The organism is Gracilimonas sp. (genome assembly GCF_031581265.1).
GTDB lineage: Bacteria > Bacteroidota > Rhodothermia > Balneolales > Balneolaceae > Gracilimonas.
Window position 1 is genome coordinate 1 of the sequence record NZ_JAVLBQ010000019.1, and the last position, 25,412, is coordinate 25,412.

General features: G+C 37.1%; 16 protein-coding genes and 1 pseudogene. 11 read left to right on the forward strand and 6 right to left on the reverse strand.

Annotated elements, in window-relative coordinates; genetic code table 11:
* Nucleotides 1–151 precede the first annotated feature (151 nt).
* The 7 genes and pseudogenes from RI561_RS08175 (at nucleotide 152) to RI561_RS08205 (ending at nucleotide 9,555) form a co-directional block, all read left to right on the forward strand.
* Nucleotides 152–2,059, forward strand: a complete 1,908-nt coding sequence (locus RI561_RS08175) for a PAS domain S-box protein (RefSeq protein ID WP_395079742.1) — start codon at nucleotides 152–154, stop codon at nucleotides 2,057–2,059.
* Nucleotides 2,060–2,155: 96 nt separating this feature from the next.
* Nucleotides 2,156–2,872, forward strand: coding sequence for a PAS domain S-box protein (locus RI561_RS08180; protein WP_395079743.1), 717 nt, complete (start codon nucleotides 2,156–2,158; stop codon nucleotides 2,870–2,872).
* Between the two features lie 11 nt (nucleotides 2,873–2,883).
* A pseudogene (locus RI561_RS08185) lies at nucleotides 2,884–3,189 on the forward strand (PAS domain S-box protein); the annotation flags it as partial.
* Nucleotides 3,169–3,564 carry a PAS domain-containing protein gene (locus tag RI561_RS08190; RefSeq protein WP_395079781.1) on the forward strand — a complete coding sequence of 132 codons (396 nt, stop codon included), beginning with the start codon at nucleotides 3,169–3,171 and terminating at the stop codon, nucleotides 3,562–3,564. The pseudogene RI561_RS08185 and the gene RI561_RS08190, both read left to right, overlap by 21 nt.
* Before the next feature lie 72 nt (nucleotides 3,565–3,636).
* The gene (locus RI561_RS08195; protein ID WP_395079782.1) at nucleotides 3,637–4,683 is read left to right on the forward strand and encodes an ATP-binding protein; all 1,047 of its coding nucleotides are present in this window, start codon (nucleotides 3,637–3,639) and stop codon (nucleotides 4,681–4,683) included.
* A gap of 70 nt (nucleotides 4,684–4,753) precedes the next feature.
* The gene (locus RI561_RS08200; protein ID WP_395079744.1) at nucleotides 4,754–5,197 is read left to right on the forward strand and encodes a response regulator; all 444 of its coding nucleotides are present in this window, start codon (nucleotides 4,754–4,756) and stop codon (nucleotides 5,195–5,197) included.
* An 8-nt stretch (nucleotides 5,198–5,205) separates the two neighbouring features.
* A complete protein-coding gene (locus RI561_RS08205) occupies nucleotides 5,206–9,555 on the forward strand; it encodes a PAS domain S-box protein (RefSeq protein WP_395079745.1) in 4,350 nt (1,449 codons plus the stop codon).
* 118 nt (nucleotides 9,556–9,673) lie between these two features.
* Here RI561_RS08205 and RI561_RS08210 read toward each other — a convergent pair whose 3' ends face one another.
* Together RI561_RS08210 and RI561_RS08215 are read right to left on the reverse strand one after the other, a co-directional pair.
* A complete protein-coding gene (locus RI561_RS08210) occupies nucleotides 9,674–10,843 on the reverse strand; it encodes an alkaline phosphatase (RefSeq protein ID WP_395079746.1) in 1,170 nt (389 codons plus the stop codon).
* Between the two features lie 97 nt (nucleotides 10,844–10,940).
* Nucleotides 10,941–12,473, reverse strand: a complete 1,533-nt coding sequence (locus RI561_RS08215) for a DEAD/DEAH box helicase (protein WP_395079747.1) — start codon at nucleotides 12,471–12,473, stop codon at nucleotides 10,941–10,943.
* 141 nt (nucleotides 12,474–12,614) lie between these two features.
* Between RI561_RS08215 and RI561_RS08220 the strand changes: the two genes are divergently transcribed.
* Nucleotides 12,615–13,364 carry an FKBP-type peptidyl-prolyl cis-trans isomerase gene (locus RI561_RS08220; RefSeq protein WP_395079748.1) on the forward strand — a complete coding sequence of 250 codons (750 nt, stop codon included), beginning with the start codon at nucleotides 12,615–12,617 and terminating at the stop codon, nucleotides 13,362–13,364.
* Nucleotides 13,365–13,439: 75 nt separating this feature from the next.
* Here the strand turns inward: RI561_RS08220 and RI561_RS08225 are convergent, their stop codons facing one another.
* The 4 genes from RI561_RS08225 to RI561_RS08240 form a co-directional block, all read right to left on the reverse strand.
* Nucleotides 13,440–14,726 (reverse strand): hypothetical protein, encoded by a 1,287-nt coding sequence (locus RI561_RS08225; protein WP_395079749.1) that lies wholly within the window; start codon nucleotides 14,724–14,726, stop codon nucleotides 13,440–13,442.
* A gap of 346 nt (nucleotides 14,727–15,072) precedes the next feature.
* Nucleotides 15,073–16,878 (reverse strand): exodeoxyribonuclease V subunit alpha, encoded by a 1,806-nt coding sequence (gene recD, locus RI561_RS08230; RefSeq protein ID WP_395079750.1) that lies wholly within the window; start codon nucleotides 16,876–16,878, stop codon nucleotides 15,073–15,075.
* A complete protein-coding gene (gene recB, locus RI561_RS08235; RefSeq protein WP_395079751.1) occupies nucleotides 16,878–20,381 on the reverse strand; it encodes an exodeoxyribonuclease V subunit beta in 3,504 nt (1,167 codons plus the stop codon). The genes recD and recB overlap by 1 nt, the downstream gene beginning before the upstream one ends.
* Complete coding sequence (locus tag RI561_RS08240) at nucleotides 20,374–23,451, reverse strand: exodeoxyribonuclease V subunit gamma (protein WP_395079752.1); 3,078 nt, start codon at nucleotides 23,449–23,451, stop codon at nucleotides 20,374–20,376. The genes recB and RI561_RS08240 overlap by 8 nt, the downstream gene beginning before the upstream one ends.
* Before the next feature lie 177 nt (nucleotides 23,452–23,628).
* Here RI561_RS08240 and RI561_RS08245 point away from each other — a divergent pair, with 177 nt between their 5' ends.
* Genes RI561_RS08245 through galE form a run of 3 tightly spaced genes read left to right on the forward strand, consistent with a single transcriptional unit; the run spans nucleotide 23,629 to nucleotide 25,383 of the window.
* On the forward strand, nucleotides 23,629–24,000 hold the full coding sequence (locus tag RI561_RS08245; protein WP_395079753.1) for an acyl-CoA thioesterase: 372 nt from the start codon (nucleotides 23,629–23,631) through the stop codon (nucleotides 23,998–24,000).
* An 8-nt stretch (nucleotides 24,001–24,008) separates the two neighbouring features.
* Complete coding sequence (locus RI561_RS08250) at nucleotides 24,009–24,362, forward strand: taurine dioxygenase (RefSeq protein WP_395079754.1); 354 nt, start codon at nucleotides 24,009–24,011, stop codon at nucleotides 24,360–24,362.
* Between the two features lie 7 nt (nucleotides 24,363–24,369).
* Entirely contained in the window at nucleotides 24,370–25,383 is a 1,014-nt protein-coding gene (galE, locus tag RI561_RS08255; protein ID WP_395079755.1) for a UDP-glucose 4-epimerase GalE, read from the forward strand.
* Nucleotides 25,384–25,412: the final 29 nt, after the last annotated feature.

The window sequence follows — 25,412 nt, forward strand, 5'->3', positions numbered from 1 at the left end:
CGTTTATAATACTTGTTAACCATTGTATAGCAATATGTTACAAACAATCATAACATGCTATACTTCATAAGACCCTTTTTTAATACACTAAGGGTACATTTCTGAGCTTATGTTGGTGTATTAATTAAATTTTTTGAACTGGGTATGTTACATGGTTGATAGAAAAAAAATAATAAAGATATTTAAGGCTTCCCCTACCCCAACTTCTATCGTTAAAGCCAATCAACCTCATTTTACCTTTATAAATGTTAACGACGCTTATGTAGAAATGACACAAAGCTCAGAATCTGAGCTGATTGGTAAATCACTATTTGAGGCATTCCCTGAAAACCCTGAAGAAGAAAAACCCACAGGCGTTGAAAGATTACGAAATTCTTTTATCAAGGTTATTAATACCAAAAGTGAAGATGAAATGTATGGTATTCGCTACGATATCATACTTGATGACGGTAAGTACAAACAGCTCTATTGGAAAATAGTAAACACCCCTGTGTTAGATGAAAAAGGTGAAGTTGAATTTATTATAAACTCCGCAACTAACATCACCGAAAAATATCGCAGTGATCTCGAAAAGAAATTAATGTTGAATAATTCAGAAGATAGTTTCATTCTGATTGACAAAATTTTAAAAATTCTGAATTTCAATGATCAATTTGCCGAGAACTATTTTGATATTTTTGACAAAAAAATAAAAAAGGGAGATTCAATTTTAGACTATGCTCAGCCGGAGCGTAGAGAAACTGTAAAAGGTATTTATGATCGCGTTTTTAATGGTGAAACGATTTCCAATGAACTCCCACTTCCTACCGTTGATGGAGAAACAAGACATTTCACCATAAAATATAAACCCGCTACTAATGATCATGATGAAATTATAGGATCATTCATATCTCTGATTGAAATAACAAATGAGAAAAAGGCCTGGGATCAGTTAGAAGAAAAAGAAGCTCGCTTCAGGGCTTTGGTCGAAAATGGCAGTGACATCTTATTCATCCTAAATAAGGACGGTAACCCAACCTACTCCTCTCCGTCTGTAAAACATGTGTTGGGATACACTCCCGAAGAGATTATTGAAATGGACTTCTTTGAAAAGGCTCATCCTGATGATATACCCATGATTGAAAAGGAGATAAAAAAATGCCTGGATAAGCCCGGTGAACCCATAGAGGTTCCGCCAGCCCGGCTTAAAGACAAAGAAGGAAAATGGCACTGGTTCGAGGGTACTATAACAAATATGTTGCATGAACCGGCTATTGGGGGGATTGTAGACAATTTTAAAGAGGTAACCGAACGAATTGAAGCTGAAAAAGAAATTCAGCAAGCTAAAGAGCAATACCAATCCTTGGTGCAAACTATTAACGGTATTGTCTGGGAGTCGGATGCAGATACTTTTGTCTTCAATTATGTAAGCCCTCAAGCTAAATCTATTTTAGGGTATGATCCTGAAAAATGGGTCGGTACCCCCGAATTCTGGAAGAACAAAATTCACCCTGAAGACCGTGAAAAAACAGTTCAGTACTCCCAAAATGAAACTAAAGAAGGACGAAACCACAGTTTTGAATACCGAATGCGCAAAGCCAATCGCGAGTATATTTGGTTACAGGATGTAGTCACAGTTGTTAAAGAAGATGGAAAGCCGGTTTCATTGCGGGGCTTAATGATTGACATTACCCAGGAAAAAGAACTGGAATCAAAATTAGAATCGGCCTATGATTTGGCCAAAATCGGAACCTGGGAGCTGGATCTTCAAAATGAAAAATTGCATTGGTCTGATTATGTAAAAAAACTGCATGAGGTAGATTTAGACTATAAACCTGATTTAGACTCGGCTATTAACTTTTATAAAGAAGGCTGGAGCCGAGAGAGTATCACTGAAGAAGTCAATAAAACTATTGAAACCGGTATTCCTTTTGACGTTGAACTGATCATAGTAACTTATAAGGGCAATGAACGTTGGGTTAGAGCGGTAGGTGAACCTGAATTTATTGGTGACACGTGCATTCGAATTTATGGAAGCACCCAAGATATTACAGAGCGTAAAGAAGCGGAATTAGCTTGAGATAACACCCTCCATCAACTTGCTGAACGCGTTAAAGAGCAGCGATGCCTGTATGAAATATCAAAGCTGAAAGAGCAGAATCTCACCCCTAATAAATTGTTAGAAAAAGCAGTTCAGCTAATACCTCAGGGATGGCAGTTTCCAGAAATTACAGAAGTATGTATTACATGGAACGGAAGTCAATTTAAAACGGAGGGTTATCAGAAAACTGATTGGGAAATTTCAAAAACTATAAAACGCCGATTAGAACAGGAAATTAAAATTTCCATTGTGTACCTCACTAATGAACCGTTTGGTGATAAACCTCCTTTCTTAAGCGAAGAGCATGATTTGTTAAAGGCCATTGGAGAACAGATAGCAACCAAGATCCAACAAATAATTAGCCGAAAAGAAAAAGAGTTTGAACGTTTAAACAATCAAGCGCTGATAAACAGTACTCAAGATCTTATCTGGAGTATTGATAAGGAATATAGCTTAATAACAGCAAATCAAGAATTTCAAAAATCTATTGAATTTCAAACCGGTCAACGTATTGATCCGGGAGATTCCATATTCCAAGGAAATTCTTCAGATGATGAATATACCAGACGATGGAAAAGACATTATCGACGAGCCTTAAATGGCGAAACATTTTTTGTTGAAAATGAAGAACCTCACCCAGAAGAGGAAAGTGAAATTTGGTACGAAGTAGCATTCAATCCAATAATTAAGGATGATAATATAACCGGTGTGGCCTGTTTTGCCCGTAATATTACGGAAACAAAAAGAGCACAATTAGAAAAAGCTGAGGCTGAAAAAAATATCGGAATGTAGTAGAACACAGTACCAACATGTTCTATCAACATGACACTGAAGGGGTATTAAACTATGTAGTTCCACAATCGGAAGAATTTCTTGGATACTCCCCTGAAAAAGCCATGCGCAATTGGACAGATTTCATTACGGACCATCCCATTAATAAAGAAGGTGAAAAACACACCCAAAAAGCTATAGAAACCGGTGAAGTTCAGCTCCCCTATGAACTACAGCTTAGAACAGCTGACAATAGAATAATTTGGGTAGAAATACACGAAGCTCCACTCATTGAAAATGGAGAAGTTACCGGCATTGTGGGCTCTCTTACTGATATTACTGAACGTAAAAAATATGAAGAAAAGCTTAGGGAGAGTTTAGAACGCTATGACTTTGTAAGTAAAGCAACCCGTGATGCGATTTATGACTGGGATATCGAGAATAATAATTTGCACTGGGGTGAAGGATTTAAAAAACTTTTTGGACACGAACCTGGTGAAGGGACATATACCATTGAGAAATATCATCAATCAGTACATCCCGAAGACCGCGAAGAGGCCTTTGATGATTTGAAGTTTACCCTGCAGGATTCATCCATGAATAAATGGGCTTACGAATACCGCTTTAAAAGAGACGACGGAAGTTATGCCCACGTAATTGAAAATGGATACATTGTACGAAATGACGATGGAGCCCCCATCCGCATGATTTGAGCTATAAGAGATATTACTGAAAAGAAAGCTGCAGAAATTGAGCTTAGAAAAACCTTCAAGGAAAAAGAAAATATCTTAGATAGTATTGGTGTCGGTTTCTTTACCCTGGATGAGGACTGGAATGTAACCTATTGGAATAAAGCTGCTGAACGGCTTCTGCATACCCCAAAACATGAAATAATAAATCAAAACCTGTGGGATATTTTCGATGATGCTGTAGACCTCCCCTCCTATACCAACTATCACCGGGCAATGCATGAGCGAAAACCAGTTTCATTTGAAGATTACTATGAACCTATAGACAAATGGTTCGATATCAACGCCTATCCTTCTGAAGAAGGTATTTCTGTGTTCTTCAAAGATATCACTGAAAGCAAAAAAGCTCGCGAAGCCTTGCAGCAATTAAATGAAGAACTGGAATTACGTGCTCAGGAACTGGCCACATCTAATGCTGAACTGGAGCAATTTGCCTACGTGGCTTCTCACGACCTGCAAGAATCCCTCCGCATGGTGAAAAGCTTTCTGAGTCAACTTGACAAAAAATATTCCGATAAATTGGATGAAAAAGCCAATCAGTATATTAATTTTGCCGTAGATGGTGCCCAACGTATGCGGCAAATTATTTTGGACCTGCTTAATTACTCACGACTTAGTCAGGAAAAAAGTAAACGAAAAGAAGTTGATTTGAATATCATATTAGAAGATGTAAAAGCCCTCGAACGTACTCATATTGATGAAACTGGAGCCAAGATTAAAGCAGGTTCTTTACCAACTATTTTTGCTACCCCGGGTTCCATAAAGCAAGTTTTCCAAAACTTGATCAATAACGGATTGAAATATCAGGAATCAGGTACAGTTCCTATTATTGAAATAGCCTCCAGCGAAACAGATACGCACTGGAAATTTGAGGTAAAGCACAATGGTATTGGTATTCAAAATGAATTTCAAAGTACTGTATTTCAGATTTTTCAGCGATTACATACCCGAGATCAATACTCAGGAACAGGCATTGGTTTGGCTATTTCCAAGAAAATAATAGAACGGCATGGTGGTGAAATTTGGCTGGATTCTGAAGAAGGCAAAGGAAGTACATTTTACTTTACCATATCAAAAGAATAAATGTGTTAAAACAAAGGAAAGGTCTTAGAACCCAAAATAATGGTTAAAAGAACCACAGATAAAACGAATCATGAAACCCAAAGAAATTCACATATTATTAGTCGAAGATAATGAAGGTGATATAGTACTCACCAAAGAAGCACTGGATGAAGGGAAAATTAAAAACTCAATATCAGTGGTCCGTGATGGATGGGAAGCTGTTCAGTATCTTGAGAAAAAAAATGGGTATAAAGATGCTGCAGAACCGGATTTGATATTGCTCGACATTAACCTTCCAAAAATGAACGGTCATAAAGTATTGAAGCACATCAAAACCCATGACCACCTTAAACATATTCCTGTTATTATGCTTACTACCTCCTCTGATGAGGTAGATATCTATAAATCATACCAAAATCACTCAAACTGTTATATTACAAAACCCGTAGATATTAACAATTTCATAGATGTTATAAGTACCCTGGAAGACTTTTGGATTTCAATTTTTCAGCTTCCTCCAAAAACCGAAAATTAAGATGTAGCATGACAGCATTACAGCAAAATTTAAAACTATTGGTCATCGAGGATAACCCCGGGGACTTGGTACTTATTGAAGAATATTTAGCTGAAATATTGGCAACCGTAGACATTAAGCATGCTAAGACATTTGGAAAGGCTAAAACAATCTTACAGCAGGTTTCAAACTTTAGTGCCATTTTAATGGACCTTACACTTCCTGATTTAAGCGGTGAGTCTTTGGTAGAAAAAATAGTTGCGCTGGCTGGCCGAGTACCCGTAATAGTACTAACCAGGTATGAGAATCAAGAGTTTGGGCTAAAAACCCTGAATATGGGCGTGGTCGATTATGTTTTAAAAGATGAGCTTACACCATTCATGCTTGGTAAAGTTATTACCTATGGAATAGAGCGAAATCGAGTTCGTCAGTCTCTCCAAAAATCAGAAAAGAAATATCGAGACATATTTAATCTCTCCCCTCAGCCTATGTATTTGGTTGATATGGTAGATCGAAAGATTGTAGACGTAAACAAAGCGGCCATAGATCAATACGGATATTCAAGAGAGGAATTTGTAGGGCTGAATTTAATGGACATTCGTCCTAAAGACCAGGTTTATAAACTTAATAAGGAAATTGAACAGGCAGAAAACTCCAAACAAACTTTCTATAAAACTGTTTTAGAGCATCAGAAAAAATCAGGGGAAAGGTTTTTTGCAGATATCAGTACCAGCAGACTTAAACAAGATGGTAAAGTCTATCGAATGGTTTTAGCTGAAGACATCACATTAAAGTTAGAAGCTGAACAAAATGCTAAACAAAAAAGTGACTTATTGGCTGCCAATGCTAAAGTTACCGGCGCCCTTATAAAAAATGAAAATTGGCTTGAAGCATTATCTGAAACATTTGATGTAGTAGGTAAAGCTGTGGAAGTAGATTGGGTATATTATTTTGAAACGCATTACGATAAAGAACAAGGTAAAGACTTGTTGAGCCAACGCATTGAGTGGAGTGCTGATACTATTAAACCTCAAATTGATAATCCTGATTTACAAGATATCGAATATGCAGCTTTTCCAGATATCATGGATCCTCTTCTAAATGACAAAGTTTTCCAAGCTGTTGTACCTGAACTACCTGAAAGCGAGCTTAAGGAGCTTTTAAAATCTCAAGGAATCATCTCTATACTGACAATACCAATTTTTATAGATGCCCGGTTCTATGGATTCATTGGTTTTGACGATTGTCAAAAAGAACGAAAATGGGATAAAGAAGAAATTCAATATTTAAAAACGCTCACTTCTAATGTTTCAAGTGCTATCAAACTGAGAAATACTAATGATGAACTTAAAGTTAGTGAATACAAGTTCAAAAGTATGGTAGAAGAAGGCGGAGATTTAATTGAGATATTAGACAAAGAAGGCAATTTCAAATTCATCAGCCCTAATTTACCAAATATATTAGGCTGGTCTTTAGATGAGTTAAATGGTAAAAACGCATTTGATTTTATTCACCCTAATGATGTAAATAAAGCCAAAGAAGATTTCGCAAAAATAATGCGGAGCAAACATGCAGGACCTCGTCCCTTTCGGTTTCAAAATAAAAATGGAACTTGGGATTGGTTAAAATCATCAGCTACCAATTTATTAGATGACGATATAATTAACGGAATCTTGGTTACTGCTTCTGATGTCACCGAACAGAAGTACTATAACGAATTACAAAAACTGGAACGGGATGTTTTAGAAAAAAATGCTTTAAGAGAATATTCAAGTAAAGAAATTACCTACGACTTCCTATCCGGAATAGAAAAACTTCACTCTGCCGTTAAAACCTCGGTAACCCTTGTCAAAGATGGCAAGCTCTTCAATTTCAGCTCTCCCTCACTTCCTAAAGAATTATTGGAATCGTTGGAAGGAGTTGAAATTGGAGAAAAAGTAGGATCATGCGGAACAGCTGCCTACCGAAAAGAACAAGTTATTAGTTCCAATATTTTTGAAGATCCATTGTGGGAAGACTACAAATGGCTGGGTGGAAAGTTCAATTTTTCTGCTTGTTGGTCGGAACCTATTATTAATTCTGAAGGTAAGGTTATTGCAACTTTTGCAATCTATTATGAAAGTCCTTCCACCCCTACTGAATATGAACAAAATACAGTTGAGCGAGCTGCGCAAATAATACGTATTCTTTTTGAAAGTGAAGAGAAAAAACAAGCCGAAAAACAATTAGCTCACAGTAAGAAAAGGTTCAAAGCCCTCGTTCAAGAAGGCTCTGATTTAATAGGCATATTAGATAAAGATTTAAGATTCAAATATGTGAGTCCGTCTATTGGTGGTGCCTTTGAAGAATATGTAGGAATGAAAGCCCTGGATTTAGTTCATCCTGATGATTACGATAGAATTGAATATTCTCTTAATCGGCTAAAAGATGAAAAAAGGGTTGTATTAGAATCCTATCGTTTACGTGACTTCAGCGGAAATTATTATTGGGTAGAAACCATCATAACTAACTTGCTGGATGAACCTGCGGTTAACGGCTATGTAGCCAATTCAAGAAATGTAACCCAACAAATTGAACGGGAGGAAAAGCTGAGAGAACTCTCCCTGGTGGCTGCTAAAACAACTGATGCTGTTATAATCACCGACTCGGATGGGCTCATTACTTGGGTAAACAATGGATTCAAGGAACTCACCGGATACAAATTGACAGAAATTATAGGCAAGATACCGGGTGCATTTTTACAGGGGCCTGATACCAATCCACAAACGGTTCAGAATATTTCAGTTGCAATAGAGAATAATGAATCTATTGAAACAACCATTCTCAATTACTCTAAAGATGGCACCCCCTACTGGCTTAATATGAGCATTGATCCCATTTTTACTGATGCGGGAGAATGTTCCCATTTCATAGCCATAGAAAGAGATGTAACTGAAAAAATTGAAAAAGAAAAGGAACTTCAGGAAAGTTTAGAGCGCTACAACATTGTAAATAAAGCCACCAGCGATACTATATGGGATTTAGATATTAAAACCGATCGAATGGTCTACAATGATAATATTTATACGATGTTTGGGTATCATAAAAAAGAAGTGGAGAATGTTGGAAATTGGTGGAGAGATAAAATACATCCTGAAGACCTCTCAAAAGTTGATCAAGAACTTTCTAATGTTCAAGAAGAGAATAAAGACCGGTTTCAATTAGAATATAGGTTTAAGGCTGCTGACGGCACTTATAAATACATCTTAGACAGAGCATTTGTCATCAAAGATGACGAAGGTAACTCCATTCGTATGATTGGTGCAATGCAAGACATAACGCAAAAACGGGAAGAGGAAGAACGTCTGAAATTGTTGGAATCTGTAATTACCAATACCTCCGAATCTGTCGTTATTTTAGATGCAGAACCCGGCCAGTTTGGACGTGAAATTGTGTTTGTAAATGAAGCCTTTACAGAACTTACAGGATACTCAAGGGAGGAAGTTCTTGGAAAAACATTACATTTTTTGAATGGGCCTGAAACTGCTGATCAGGTTCGTAAGCACCTTCGAACTGAGATGGACAATTATGAAGCCACTGAAGTTGAATTCATTAATTACAAAAAAAATGGGGAGAAGTTTTGGATTAATACTTCCATGGTTCCTGTACAAGATAATGAAGGAAATTATACGCATTGGGTAGCAATTGGGCGTGATATCACCGAGCGAAAAAGAAATGAAAAAGCCATCAAAGCTTCCCTCACTGAAAAGGAAACATTACTTGCTGAAATTCACCACCGTGTAAAAAACAACCTGGCAGTAGTTTCCGGGATGATGCAGTTGCAAGCTTTTGAATCGGAAAATGAAGATCTCAAAGCTAAATTATATGACAGTGTAGTACGTATAAAAACCATGGCTTCTGTTCACGAATTACTTTATCAGTCTAATAGTTTCTCAGAACTTGAATTCTCTGAAACTTTAAGAAAGTTAGTCAAAAATGTATCTGAAACACTTCAACCTAAAGAAGAAATATTACTTGATATACATTGTGACCCACTAACCTTGAACATCAATCAAGCTATACCGGCATCACTAATAGTGAACGAAGTTATCACCAATGCCTATAAGCATGCTTTTAAAAATATGAATAAAGGCTCTATAAAATTTTCTCTAACTGAGCAAGACAACAATATTAAAATCAATATTAAGGATAACGGCGTAGGATTTGATGTTACAAACCCTCTAAAATCCGGCTCTTTAGGGATGCATCTTATTACAGCACTAACCGATCAAATTCAGGGAACTTGCGAATACAAAAGTGAAGGAGGTGGGGCAAATTTTACTTTAACCTTTAAAAAAATGAAAGCCAAAAAAGGAATTGGGAATACGCTCTTTAGCTGAAATACCAAAACTTTTGAGTGAGTCTTAGAATAAAAAAACTGGTTCAATCCGGCTTATGATAGGTTATTATCAAATTAGTCCGGCTCAGAACAAGCCTCTCCTATCTATTTCTATATCATTACTTTTCTAAATAAATGGGCAATGATCCTACGCCCAAAAGCTCGGACATTTTTTGACCTACTTCAGTATTGTCTTGCCAACCCATAAACTCGGTTGCGTAAGGACCATAAGCAGCTATAGGAACCGGAACTCCAGTATGGTAACCTGATGTCCAAAATATTTCTAAAGAATCACCTTCCGCTGTTTGTCTTTGTAATGTCATTCCACCGGTTTCATGATCGGCAGTTACAATCACTAATGTTTCACCATCTTGTTGAGCAAAATCGAGTGCTGCCTTTACCGCATCATCAAAATCCTGAACTTCATTAATTACATAATCCGAATCATTGCCGTGACCGCCCCAATCAATTTGACTTCCTTCAACCATCAAGAAGAAGCCCTCCTCATTCATACTTAAAACTTCTATAGCTTTCTTTGTCATCATTGTGGTGGATGGTTCTCCCTCTGTCCTTTCAAAGCCTCCGTTAGCAAAAAGTCCTAACAATTTACTGTTATCTGCAGTATTCAATTCATTGTCATTAACCAGTAGTTGATAACCTTCATTTTGAAATTCACTGAGTAAATCTAAAGAATCTGACCTTGTATCAGCAGAGAAAAACTCCATTCCACCGCCTAAAAATACTTCCACTCCGGAGTCTAAAAAATCGTAGGCAATTTCTTCTTCCATACTACGCTGCTCGACATGAGCGGCAAAGCTGGCCGGAGTAGCGTGGGTAATTGATGATGTGGCTACCAAACCGGTACTAAGTCCTGCCTCTTCTGCCAATTCCAAGATGGTTTTGCACACTTCTACGTCTGGGTTTACAGCGATAGCACCGTTATATGTTTTAATACCACATGAATATGCCGTAGCTCCGGATGCTGAATCAGTGATTAAATTATCTGATGAATGTGTTTTAACAAATCCTGCCACCGGAAGTGTTTGCATGTGGAGCATTCCATCAGGGCCAACTAAAGCTATTTGTCCGCTCGATATTTGCGCCAAACCTGTACCATCACCAATCATTAAAATGATATTTTTAATTTCGGTATCCTCAACCAAAGGTAATTTTTCGGGAATTTCATCCTGATTTTGGGCAACAGATATATTTTCTGTTTTGTACGTATCATTCTGTTGACAGGAAAGCGCAAAAAGACTGAGCAATATAATCTTGGCTAAAAATCTCATAATTAACTTCAGGTTGAATAAATTGTGATTTAGGGTTTATCTAATGTAACTCGACAAGAAGGAATATTTGTTAACTGTATGTAAAATCAATTTTAAATTAAGAGAATAATGACTTTATCAAACCCCATAACCCCTTTGCCGGTTTGGGTGCGTTTTGATTTCTCTTAGTTGCTTTTTTGATACGCTCAGCAGGAATAACAGGCTCATTCCTTTTTGACGATGATTTATCATTCGTGGATTTTGAAGAAGAATCTTTATTGGAAGACTGTTTTCTTTCTTTTCTGTTTAACTCATGTTTTTTAGAAGCAATTTTATCTTCCCGTAGTATAACTTCCACAGAATCTAAATTCTGAACTTTATTATTCCGTTTCTCAATTTCTTTTTTCGAAAGTTGCTTCATGGTTTTATCAGATTTTGTTTCCTTTTTCTTTTTTTGATCTGATTGGTGAGTCCGCTCTTTTTGCTTTTCCTTTTCCTTAACTTCTTTTTCTTTACTGCTATTGGGTTTTTGGGTACCAGAGCTATCCTCTACCTTCAACATCTCAAGTTGATCGCCAACTTTATCCTGAATAGCACTGAAAGCTCTTCGGTCTTTCTTATTCACAAATGTAATAGCTGTGCCGGTTTTATCATAACGACCGGTTCTTCCAATTCTGTGCACATAGTCATCAACAGCGCGTGGCACATCATAATTAATGATTAGTGAAACATTTGCAATATCAATTCCACGAGCCAAAACATCAGTAGCTACAATTAACGGTACTTGCCCACTCTTAAATTCATGAAGCGATTTATTTCGCTCATCCTGGTCTCTGTCTCCATGGATACTGCCGGCTTTTATTCCTTTTTTTTGTAGTAATCTTTCGAGCTCATCCACTCCCCTTTTGGTAGCACAAAAAATAATACAGGAATCCCATTTCATATCATCAAGTACATCCTGAACTAATGCCAGTTTTTCTTTCTGATTTACAAAATAAGCTTGCTGAGTTATACTCCCGGATGGTTTTTCTATGGCAATTTCTACCTTTTCAGGATTATCCATAAACCGGTTGGCGAGTTCTTTAATCGCATTGGGCATTGTCGCCGAAAAGAGCATAGTCTGCCTTTTTTCAGGAAGCTTTTTGATGATTTTTGTTACATCCGGCAGAAAACCCATATCAAGCATGCGGTCAGCTTCATCTAATACCAAAAACTTGATATGACTAAAATCAATATCCAGCACCTTGGTTTGGTCAATCAGCCGACCAGGTGTTGCAACAATGATATCTACCCCGGAGCGAATGGCTTTGGCTTGCTGCCCAAAATCTTCTCCCCCTATGATAGTAGCTGAAGAGATACCAGTATGATAACCAAGTGCAAAAATCTGTTCGTCAATTTGTTGGGCAAGCTCTCGTGTAGGAGAAAGTATTAAAGCTTGTGTTTGTTCTGATGGGTTTTCTAAGATCTGTTGAATAACAGGAATAACAAAGGCCCCTGTTTTACCAGTACCGGTTTGAGCTGCCCCAATAATATCTTTTTTATCTAAAATTATCGGGATGGTTTGTTCTTGAATGGGAGTAGGATCAGTATATCCAATATCCCTCAAGCCCGCTATTAGCTCTTCTTTAAAGTCAAATTCGTTAAATTTCAATGTATTTGTCTGTTATGAAAAATTTTATAGCTCTTAATATACACAGATACAAGATTATTTATTCCACTTTGGTGTGATTTCTCCTATTTTACGAGTCTAAATTATAAACCTCCAAATAAATACAATTTCCAATAACAGATTATGAAAATAAACAAATTAAGTATTGTCGCTGTACTCGGTTTTGGTTTACTGTTCTCAGCATGTACCCAAAATTTAGACGGAACACACAATCCCAGCTTAGAAGCAGATATTGATAGTGTAAGTTATGCACTCGGTTTTCAAAATGGTGACTTTTTTAGCAGCCAGGGAATTACTGATATTGATATACAAAATTACATAGCCGGGCTAAATGCCGGACTTAACGATGACATTGAGCCGGTTTTAAATCAGGAAGAAGTTAATGTTACTATTAACAGATATGTATTTGAACTTAATGCGAAGGAAGGAGAAGACAACCTCGCTGAAGGCCAGGCTTTCTTAGAAGAAAATATTGAAAAAGAAGGCGTAATGGAAACTGAATCAGGCTTACAGTATAAAGTTATTGAAGAAGGTTCAGGAGTATCACCACAAGCTGAAGATACCGTTGTTGTTCATTATATAGGTCGATTACTTGATGGCACTGTATTTGACACCAGCAGAAAAGAAGTAGCTCAGGAAAATGATATTTACAGCCAACAGAGGGAACCTTATGACGGTGCTGAATTTCCGCTTAACCGTGTTATTAAAGGCTGGAATGAGGGTGTTCAACTTATGAGCGAAGGAGCCGTTTACGAGCTCTATATTCCATCTGATTTAGCTTATGGCCCTCAAGGTCCACAAGGTAGTGCCATTGGTGCTAATGAAACCTTAATTTTTGAAGTTGAATTACTTGAAGTGAAAAAAGCTCAATAAGCTGTTTTTCAATTTGCATTAAAAAAGCCTCGCATTGAAAATATGCGAGGCTTTTTTTGGGATTATGAATTTTAGTTAAGAAGCTACATTAGCAAGTATCATTAACTCAGTAACTGCATTAATTTCAGCTTCACTTGCTCCTGATAGCATTGTTTCTACCGTACTGCGAACACCTGCATAAAATGTCTGGTATACATTAACTACGATAGATGCATTCGTCAAAGCTGAAACGGCGGTTTCAAATGTGGCCTTTGCCCCACCGCTTGCATTAATTTTTGAATCAATCTCTACAATTACTGAAGCTTCAAAAGAGCCGTCGTTTTCCATAGTAGTTCTTACTTCTTCGTGATACGTTTCAAATGCTGCTTTAATTTCACTATCTACTCCGCTACTCGCTTTAATTTCAGAACGTAACTGAACTCCGGAATCAACTATAGCTTGTATTGAGCTTTCAGACATTCCGCTTGCTTCTGCTTCAGTTCTTATGGCACCGTCAATCGCTGAGGCTACCAAAAGTGATGTGTTCTTTCTTGTGCTTTCTCTTACTTCAGAGGAAGTGGAAGCTGTACTATTTACATAGGTCCGGCTCCAAACTTCTATTGCCTTAGCTGAAGAAGAAGCATCAAGTCCTGCATTTAAATAAGCATTGACAACAGATTCAACAAATACATTGTAAGCATCTGCTCTTTGCTCCGCGCTTGTAGAAGCATCCAGCTCTGATTCTAATCTGAATTGAGCTTCTGACATACTTTCTGAAGTAGCTTCTAAAGCTGCTTGAGCATTACTGCTCATCATTTCAGAATAAAATTCAGCGCGGGCTTCTGCTGCATTTATTAGTCCTGCAGCAATAGTACTTGCAGTACTGGTATTTCCCTGTATTTCTGTAGCAACTTCGCTTGATACGGTGGACTCTACATCAGCTTTATTGACAATATCTGCACCTCCTGAAGCTACCAAATTGGCAAAAATCTCTGCCTCAGCACTTGATTCAGAGTTGATTGGTTTGAGTGTATAACTGTTACCATTTTCAATTTCACCGGACAGGTATCCTTTCCAGGTTGTACCTTGGTTTTCAGCCATTATTACGAGGTGTTGTGTAGATTCAGCATCTACTTCCAAGCTGAAGTTACCGGATGCGTTTGTCTCAGTCTGCACCCCATTTATGGCTTCAACTGATCCGTTTGAATTAACTCTACCGGCAGTAACAATTACACCTGCTGTACTATTTTGTTTTAGTTTCTGCTGTTGAGATTCCTCAACAGATCCATTAATGGTTGCTGTACTCTCTCCATCTGATGAGCTCGAAGAAGAACAGGCAAAGCCAGTTAATGAGATTGCTAATACGATTGTTAAATATTTCAAGTTTGTAAAAGTGTTCATGATTCTTTGATTGTTGTTCATGTTCACCTACTTGAAAGCCTATAAAGGATATTTGTTCCGAATTTTAATTTCAGTACCCGGCAACAGATTAATTGACAGATTTCTCATTGGTTAGAAACTTTTAATCCTATATTAAAAATATCTATACGTTTTTAATCAGTCTGTTATGCATATTTGTATAGACAAAAAATAAGGGGAAACAGCTATCAACTGTTTCCCCCTGATACGTTGGCTTTTGGGGTACAAATTCTTTTCCTGAGTAATATTTTCTTTAATTAATTAAAGCTCAATTTGTTCCATTCAGTTCTAATACAGAAATCTTGATTAATTATCCCCAAATTTTCTGACGGACTCCACTATTTCTTGAGATAGAACGTGTAATAGTTTTCTTTAATATCTCCTTACTTGCAATTACAAGAGTGTTTCGGCGGGCTCTTGTTACAGCTGTATATAAAATCTCTTTCGAAAGTATTGAATTTTCTTTACTTGGAAGTATAATTGCAACATCGTTAAATTCAGATCCCTGGCTTTTATGAATTGTAATTGCAAATGCAGGCTCATAATCTACAAGCCTCGCTGGGGAAACCTGAATATCATTCTCCCCTTCAAAATGAACGAGGCCATCGTTTTTATTAAATATCCCAAGTTCACCATTTTTAATCCTAAGCAATCCATTGTTTTTTGTAGCCATAACAGTTCTGCCGTCATACCAGTCTTCCGAAATCAATACACCTATATTTCTTTTAATCTGTTTCTCAGCATTTAGATTAATTCTCTCTGTTCCCAATTCTGATTTTCTCATCGCACATAGAATCTTTTTTTCATTGGACACTGGTAACCGTTTCTCATCTGATGCCACCACTTGCTGATGATGACGAACGGCATATTCCTCAATTAGCCGGCCCATAGTTTCACTATTAGGCTCAGCAACCTCTATGTCAGGGTACTCGGTGCTGTTTAATAATGACCAGACTTGTTCAAAGTCGGACCTTTTGATCGCATCAGAGAGATTCTTTATGCCACTGTGTTCATTAAATCTATAACTCTTGGTTAAGAACAATACACAATCATTGATTGAAGCAATGGAGGGGTTATCCTCTTTCGGTATATTAAAACCGGTCAATTTTGATATTCTATCTACAATATGTGCTGAGAAGGAGTTTTCTCCACCACATAAATCACCAAGGATGGAACCTGCCTCAACAGAAGCTAATTGGTCTTTATCCCCTAAAACAATGAGTTTTGTATCAGAACCTACCGCCCTCAAAAGACGCGTCCACATCGTAATATCTAACATGGAAGCTTCATCAATAACAATGAGATCATAAGGCAGTGGATTCTCCTTTCCGTACTTAAATCGACTTCCTGAATAATTTGCACCTAGTAGTTTATGTACGGTTAATGCAGATTCAGGTAGTTTAATTTTACCTACAATCTCTTTTGAAAGATTATTTTTACCTTTTTCTATTGAATTGATTAGACGGCGGGCTGCTTTACCGGTCGGCGCTGCCAGAGCAATCCTATAATTATCATCGGCATTAGCTAACGCTTGGGCAGCAATGATATTCAGTACGGTATAGGTTTTCCCGGTTCCCGGTCCTCCTGAAATCACCAAAAAATCTTTTATAAAACTTAAACAAATGGCAATTTGCTGCCAGTTAACTTCAAATAGATCCTGAGAAGGATTAATAAATTTCGAGAGAACATCAATTTCTTCCTTTGACAATTCATTTGTTTGGCTTGAGCGCTTATTTATCCACTCCGTAAGTTCTTCTTCATACGTCCAGTAACGATGTATATATAGGCGATTTTCTTCCAATATAAGAGGTTTGGTCTCGCCTGCTTTCCCCACAATATCGCTGCCCAAAAGAGCTGAATTCCATGCACTAAAAGTTTTAGCATCAAGCCTGACTCCTGTTTCTTTTTCTTCAAATAAAAAGATGTTGGAATCCGGCTTGTTCAGGTCTAAGCATATATGACCATCTTGCTGCATGAACATACAACAAGTAGCCGCCGTTAATACTTCATCCGATATATTCTCATCAATTTGTATTAGAAACCGAACAAATTCAGTAATAAGGTCATTGATATAACCTGCTTTTTTCCATTTACTTAAGCGGTCTATATAACTCATTAGATTCCCCCATTACTACAATACTTATCTATCTGATCAATGATATCTTTATCAGGACAGTCATAAAAAACTCCACTTCCCGGTTTATCTTTAACCACCCCTCTTAAGAATAAATAATAGACCCCGCCAAAATGATCTTCATAACAATAGTCTTTCATCCGGCTTGCCAAATAGCGATGTAAAGCCAACGTATAAATATGGTATTGCAAGTCGTATCCGGAATCCTTGATGGCTTGTTTTAGTGCATTTTCGTTATAATCGTCAGAACTATTTCCCAGGTAATTTGACTTATAATCTAGAATATAAAACTTACCCTCCTTCTCAAATATCAAATCTATGTATCCCTTCATAAATCCATGAATAGATTCCTGTAATGCCGTGTCTGGATGATCATTCCGGATTTTATCCCAAAGAACATTTGCCTTTATATGTTCCACCGGAAAAAAGAACTCCATCTCCTTAAGTACTTTGTCCTGACTTAGTACCTGCAGCGAGGTGTTTGAGTTATCAATTTTATGTTTAATGACTTCTTTAACCCATTGATGTGCAACGGTATTCCATTTTTCATCTATACCATAATAATCCAAATTATCACTTACTATTTTTGATAGACTTCCCAAATCTTGAAAAGAAATATCTTCAAATATTTGATGTAGACATGTCCCGGCGTTGGCACCTTTTGGAAACCCAAAACGGTCAACCCTCAATTCACTTGCATTGGTAGGTGTTAAATGAACTTCATCGTACCCTGCTTCATAGTCTGCCTTTTCTTTACCTTCAGATAAAGAAGAGTAACTGAGGATTTGAGGAAAATTGAAAAGATCATGTCGCTTAAACTCTTTGGCTGAAAGTTTTTCAGAATGCCAATCTGAGTCTTTAAAGGTATTTTCTTTTCGAGCAGCAATTGGGTTTCTAACATCTATATTATCTGCCTCAGTCAATATTTTAAACAAGTGATCAAAGTTGCCTTTTTGATCTTTGTTATTGCCGGTGAGAATATATGATATGGGCGATTCATGAATTTTATTATACTTAGGAAACATCACATAACAGGCAGAGACTGCCCTTGTCAAAGCCACATAAGCAAGCCTTACATCTTCAGCTTGATTTTGGTGCTTAGTAAGCTCTTTATATTTAATCCGCTCGGCATGTTCTTCTACCTGACTGATATCAATAAAATTTTCACCTTCATTATTAAATTTAAGAATGTCCTTCTTTCCAGGATCGGCTTTTGAACTCCATAAAAAAGGACAAAATACAATCGGGTATTGAAGCCCTTTAGAAGAATGAATAGTCGTAATCTGAATCAACCCTTCATCACTTTCGAGTCGTAATTGTTCTTCTTCAGAAGAAGCTTGATTGTCATCAGCGTTTATCTTCTCAAAAAACCATTTCAGTAAAGCTTTGCCATTAAGGCGCTTCTCCCGGGATGTTTTCGTTAAAAGCTCCGTAAGGTGAAGTAAGTTAGATATCTTTCTTTCAGCAGCTTTGGTTTTAGATATTCGATTTCGTATTTCAAAAAGGTTAAATAGAACCTCAATAGCCGATTCAATTCCTTTCTCTTCCCAAACATGCTTTACCCTGGCAAGTTTTTCTATGATTTGAGTCCATTCTCTTTCCTGCTCATTAAGTTGTAGCAGATCAGCTGCATTGTACCCTAATAATGAAGTTGCCAATGCCATTCTTATTCCTGGTTCATACGAAATTCGCTGTACAGAACTTAAAACCTTAAAAAGTTCGTCAGCTTCTTCGGTTTTAAACACACTGGTTCGAGATCGTAAAACACTGCTTATTCCAATCTCTCTTAAGCTATCCTGAATAGCTTCTCCCTGCCTGCCCGTTCTTACTAACATGGCGATGTCCCTTTCTCTTATTGGTTCTCCACCCAAACTGCATTCACCTGATAATAATCTGGTAATTTCATTATTAAGAATACTATAAATATCAGCTTCAATATTACCTTTATTGGAATATTTATTTTCATTCATCGCTATGAATTGCAATGAATTAGTAGTTCCGCCTAATTTTGATTTTATATATTTTTTTTCCTCTTTGTTACTTGGAGGAGCTACTTCATTAAATGAGAGTTTATTAAGTAAAAACGGATCTTCATTTTGAGTGAAAAGACTATTCACACCCGCTATCATGTTTTTATGTGACCGATAATTCTCGGTTAGATGATATGCCTGATCTTTGTTGGCATCCTCTTTGGCCGTCAAATAGGTAAATATATCTGCCCCCCGGAATCCATAAATAGCTTGCTTTGGATCTCCAATCATAAATAGCCCGGTTTCAGGACGATTGTAATAGATCTGTTTTAATATTCCATATTGAACCGGGTCTGTATCCTGAAATTCATCAACAAGAGCAGTCGGGTATTTCTTACTTAGCTTCCTCGCCAAATCACCTGATTTATCTTTTTCCAAACCTGACTCTGTGATTTCAAGTAAATCATTATAGGTGAGTACATTACCTGCCCTCTTTTTCTCTTCAAACTTAATTCTAATTTCAGCCAGAGACTCTTTAATGAATGCCGGTTTAATAAATTTAAGTTTATTCGTTAACTCAAGATATGTATCCATTAATGGGAAGAAATTCAGGTCCGGAACCGTAAAGTCTTTTTTAGAGCCTTTCTCCTTCATATACCCCCCAAACCTTTCCATTCTTTCAGGTACCCCAATTTTAGGCTTTTCCGAATCCAGTAAGCTGAGCAAATTATTCCAGTCTTGTCTCCATTTTTTTCCCTCTTTAAACGTTCTGCCACTCAGTTTTTTATTTAGATACATATCAGAAATAATATCCTTCTCTCGTTTCCAGGTATCCTTTAGTTGCAGAAAAGTAGTTTCTAATTGTTCAAGAGATTCTGCAAACTGATCGGTAGTAATATTGTCGGGTAAAACGGTGCTTTGAGGATGTTTAAATACTTCCTCTACTGTTTTTCTGAGCTCATCGGGACCAAAACCAATATCTGTCAGGTAATCAAGAATAAACCAGCTTAACTCATCTTCATCGGCTTTATGTATGAAAGAACGCCAATAGTCATCCACACACTCCTGTAGGATCTCCGTTGGATCTGTCAAAACTTCAAAGTTTACCGGTATATCAAAATAGAGGCTATACTCACCAAGTATTTTATTACAAAATCCATGAATAGTAAAAACTGCACATTCATCAAAGGTATCAATAGCTGTTTTCAGTTTAGATACCGCATTCTCATAATTTTGACTAATCAGTTCGGCAAGAAATGAATCGCCATTGGCATTCTGGGTTTCAATTGCATTTAGTGACTCCCTGAGCCTTTCCCTGATTCGAAACTTTAACTCTGCAGTAGCAGCCTCCATGAAGGTCATAACCAAAACCTGGGACGGTTCAAGGTCTTGCTCCAGCAGTGCTCTGACGTACAGTGAAGTAATATTATACGTTTTTCCGGTACCGGCACTGGCCTCAACCAAGCTTATCCCTTTTAATGGGGCTTTAAATACATTTAAGGGCTTGCTATTCATGATCGCCTCCTTCAACTGCTTGTATAAAAGGTTCCCAAAACGTTAGTGCATTCTCATGAAATGCCTCCATTTCTAAAGGCTCTCTATTTCTCCAAACTACCCTATTACTGAATTCATTTGATTCAACAAAGGTATAATTAGGCTTTGGCTCCCAAGCTTTTTTGGCTTTAGACAGAGCTTCTTTTTTATCCTTCTTTTTGAGCCATTCTTCGGCGTAGGCTTTTGATGTTTCGGGAAAGAATACCAATGTATCCGGCAGAGCTGATTTCCCTGCAAACCATTCTATATATGATTTAAATGTTTTTTTTGAAATATGATCACTTTGAATTTCCAGTATATCCACCTCATCTTTTTCCTTGGATATAAAAATACTTCTGTCAATCGCATAACCGGCCTCCAAAAGCATCAAATGCTTTAGCCAATGTTCAATTTCGTATTTAGGTTTTCGTTTACCTATTCTGCTACTGACTAAAGCATTACCATATATCCCCTTTATTTTCCCAATTATTGTTAGTCCGGATATTTTCACCTCAATATTAATCTCTCTTTCTTTCGCCTTTGACACTTTCTGAATCTCTTGATGGAGACCTGAAACCTCCTCCAAAGCTGAGCCAAATACTTTTTTACCTTTAAGTTTATCAGGGATTAATCCTGCCGTTTTTACATACTCAAAAATATCTGTATCTAAAAAACCTGAGCTTAATTTGTCAAACAGAAGTCCATCTAACTTAAACGACTCTAAATAGTCCAAGTCAAATGATTCTCTATCTTTCAATTCATTATAATAGCTTCTTGTTGATGCGTTTAATTCATTACTCAGAATATATTTAGAGGGATTAGTAAAAAATATAATAAGGTCTCTAATTTCTATTTCACTTTTATTCTCTTGAATCAATTTCTGCAAGCCTGAATCAATAAATGCGGGCTCTGCACTACTGTCACCTCTTATGCTTTTGGACAACTCTAAATTTTCCTTCGAATAAGAAGTCAGCATTCCTCCTTCCTTAAAGTAGCGAGTATTAAATGGATGCAGAGGATGTTCCAGTTTTACTATCTGACTTTTATTCATTACCTCTAAAAGTTGTTGAGCCGGCATGGAAGGAAGCTTATTGGTATCAGAGTGCTGATCTTGTCCGTGATAGGATATATGAAAGTGATCTTCAGCTGCGAAGAGTGTTTCAAGAAAAAGATAGGTATCATCTCTTTTCTGTAAACGATCACCCGGTTTGGGTTCGCCATAGATTAAATCAAATTCAGGGCGAACAGCTTTCCTGGGAAAGACTCCTTCGTTCAACCCTAACATTGCTATAAATCGAAAAGGAACCGACCTGTAAGGAATATAAGAGCTTACTGTTATTCCATGCCCAAATCGACCGGAGGCAGAATCATTACTGGTTATCTGAGTTTTGAACCAGCTTTTCATTAAGCTGTAGTTAATTTCTTGTTGATTTACAGTATATGCTGCCTGCTCTTTTAGCCTGCTAATAATGTTAAATATCCTGGTTGCAGAAGCCTCATCTTTAGATTCATCAACAATCAATTCTTTGGTGATTATTTCAACAAAATTGAGCCATTCAGTTACAGTTTTAGATTTTTCAGTTTCTTCGGAAAAGCTAAACAGAAGATGCATTAACTTGGAAAAACGGGCAGCCAACAGCATATCATCCGATGTGTGAATACCATCATAAGGAACCAACCCTCTAAAAACCTCAAGCTCATCCGTTTCCATCACAAAACCGGCCATAAGTTGGTTAATACCTTTTTTCCAGCTAAATGGGGCGTTAAAAGAGGCTCCTACCCCCCGGTGAATTTTATTTTGTTGTACCCATTCCTCAATAGTATCAACTTCTTCATCATTGATTGAGAATTTATTCTGAATGGGTTCCATGTTTACTATTTCCAACACCATACTCGGTTTAAAGGAAGAATGCAGTAGGTCAAGGACCAAACCCAAGGTATGTGTCGTTGATTTCTGATTCCGAAATATCTTGGAAACCGGAAGAGACGGCTCATTCTCATTTCCTTCAAATACGGATTCTATAACAGTTGCATATTCTTCTGCATCAGGAACAAGAATTAAAATATCCCGGGCATTTGCATCAGTATTTTCATCCAAATAATGAAGTAATTCATCCTTCAGTACCTCTACCTCCCTTCGGTTATTATGGCAAGAATGTACTCTTATGGAAGAAAACTGTGTCGCTGAATTGCTGTCAGCTTTAGTGACTTTTGAATCTACATTGAATTCCCTCAGCAACCGATTAGATAATTCAAGCTCATCTTCAGCCGGTTCATTCCACATTGAAAGAAGCTGAGTTAAATCCTCGCCAACAAAATCAAAATCTAACTTTCGGTGATAAAAATGGACCTCTTTATGGTGGGCATATTTATTCAAGATCGTTAAAAAAGGTTGGTTTACTTGTGAAAGTCCAAACACGTATAGATTATCAGGAATTTGCTCTGTGACTGGGTTGGACTTATCATCCATCCACTGTAGAAGCTCTTTATAAGCTTCAGGCCTACTTGGAATATCTTTTGTCGCTTTATGCTGTTTCCAATATTCATTAAGCTTTTTCCAAATATAGGCTTGCCACTTTTCATCTTTATGCTTTGTACTTGGTTTACCATCTAACCAATCCAATAACATTTCCGGCCTATACACCTGATATTGATCAAACACATCCGCCAACTGAGCACAAAGATGAAATCTTTTTGAGGCTACATCATTTTCCATATCGTAAATAGGAATATTGGCAAGCAGATCCTCATTCTGATTAAATAGGTAGAACAGGGTCCATTGAAGGGCGTTTAAATCTCCCGGCAATACTTTAGGAACATGCTTCTTATTGAGTCGGTATAGCATCCATAAAAACTCAGAGGGAAATATAAACCTGAAATTACCCGCAATCCCCTTTCTGGAAGCATACTGCAGGGAAAGCCATTCTTTGATTTCATTGTTCTGTACAACTATCCAGGTGGGTTGAAGAGGGCTGGAGTTATCTACTTTTAAATCATCACAAAAATGATGAGCGAGATCTGCCAAAGAATGTGCGTAATACGAATGGAACATAAATTTTTAGTTGTACGCTATGATAAGAAAAGCATGACTGTTTATGAATAATGAACTCAAGAAAATCTTATTGAACAATTATACATGAAGCTGAAAATAATTCTGCTTACTTGCCTATATTACAGCTAAAATATCATCCATGTTAATAACATTGAATAGCTTAAAAATATAGTAAAGATGAGATTTTTCAGCCGTAAATTAATAAAACCGGAAGACCTAAACGCTCATGGCACTCTGTTCGGTGGTACAGTAATTTCCTGGGTAGATGAAGAAGCAGCAATTTATGTGCTTTGTCAGCTTGGAAAGGGAAATATTGTGACAAAATACATGTCCGAGATCAACTTTGTAAACTCTGCAAAACTCGGAGAAGTTATTGAGATTGGAATGGAAACTGTTAAATTTGGGCGTACATCAATAACGGTTAAGTGTGTAGTTCGTAATAAGTTCAATAAAGAAACTATCATCAGCATAGATAAGATTGTATTTGTACATTTAGATGAATTTGGTAAGCCTACTCCTCATCACATTACAGAACCAGTTAACGAATAGTAATTACATTGAGTGATAAGAATAAATTAATTGACTTCTCCGGATTAAGTGAAATGCTTTATGATGAGGAAGATTATATAAAAGAATTCGCAGAAGCTGCTTTAGATTCTTTCTCTCAATTTTCAGAGGATTATGCCAAGTATTTAAAAGTTAGAGATGAAGAAAACTTCAGAAAAGCAGGTCATAAAATAAAGCCTGTAGTAAAAATGCTCTCTTTAGATCCCATTCTTGATGAATACGAACATGCTAAAACTTTACTGTGGGATAATGAACCCGATGCCAAATTGGAGGAATCCATCCAAAAAATGGAAAGTCTTTGCGATAGAGTGATTACAGAATTAAATGAGAAAATAGATAACTAAAGTTATTATGAAAGTACTTGTTACCGGTGGTGCTGGGTATATTGGAAGTCACACAGTTCTTAAATTATTAGAAGAGGGTCATGAGGTTATTGTAATCGATAATCTCTCAAATAGTAGTGAAGAAGCCCTAAAAAGGGTTAAAAAGATTACGGGAAAAGATCTCACTTTTCATGAAGAAGACCTGCTAAATAAAGAAGCTGTAGGTCAGATATTGTCGACTCACAAAATAGATTCTGTTATTCACTTTGCCGGTTTAAAAGCCGTTGGTGAGTCGGTAAATAAGCCACTGGAGTATTACGATAATAACATCACAAGTACGCTCATCTTGTGTGAACTTATGAGAGAACATGATATTAAAAATATTGTATTCTCCTCATCGGCAACGGTATATGGGGATCCTCATAAAGTACCAATTACAGAGGAGTTTCCACTTTCTGCTACCAATCCATATGGACGTACAAAACTTTTCATCGAATACATCTTAAAAGATTTATATGTTGCTGATGACAGTTGGAATATTGCCTTGTTGCGTTATTTTAATCCTGTAGGAGCACATAAAAGCGGATTAATAGGTGAAGACCCTAATGATATCCCAAATAACCTCATGCCTTACATTTCACAAGTTGCCGTTGGAAAGTTGGAAAAGCTATTTGTTTTTGGGGATGATTACCCAACTCATGATGGTACCGGTGTACGAGACTACATACACGTTGTAGATTTAGCCTTAGGTCACCTTAAAGCGCTCGAAAAGCTGAACCAAAAGCCTGGATTAGTAGTATATAACCTGGGCACCGGAAACGGATACAGTGTTTTAGATATGGTAAAAGCTTTTGAAAAAGCATCGGGACAAGATGTGCCCTACCAAATTGTGTCCCGGCGAGCCGGTGATATTGCTTCCTGCTATGCTGATCCTTCTAAAGCGGAAGAAGAGTTAGGCTGGAAAGCAACACGTGGAGTTAAACAAATGTGTGAAGATGCCTGGCGCTGGCAATCTAATAATCCAAACGGATACAAAGATTAAGCCTCCTTAAGAAATTAATTCCTACCTAC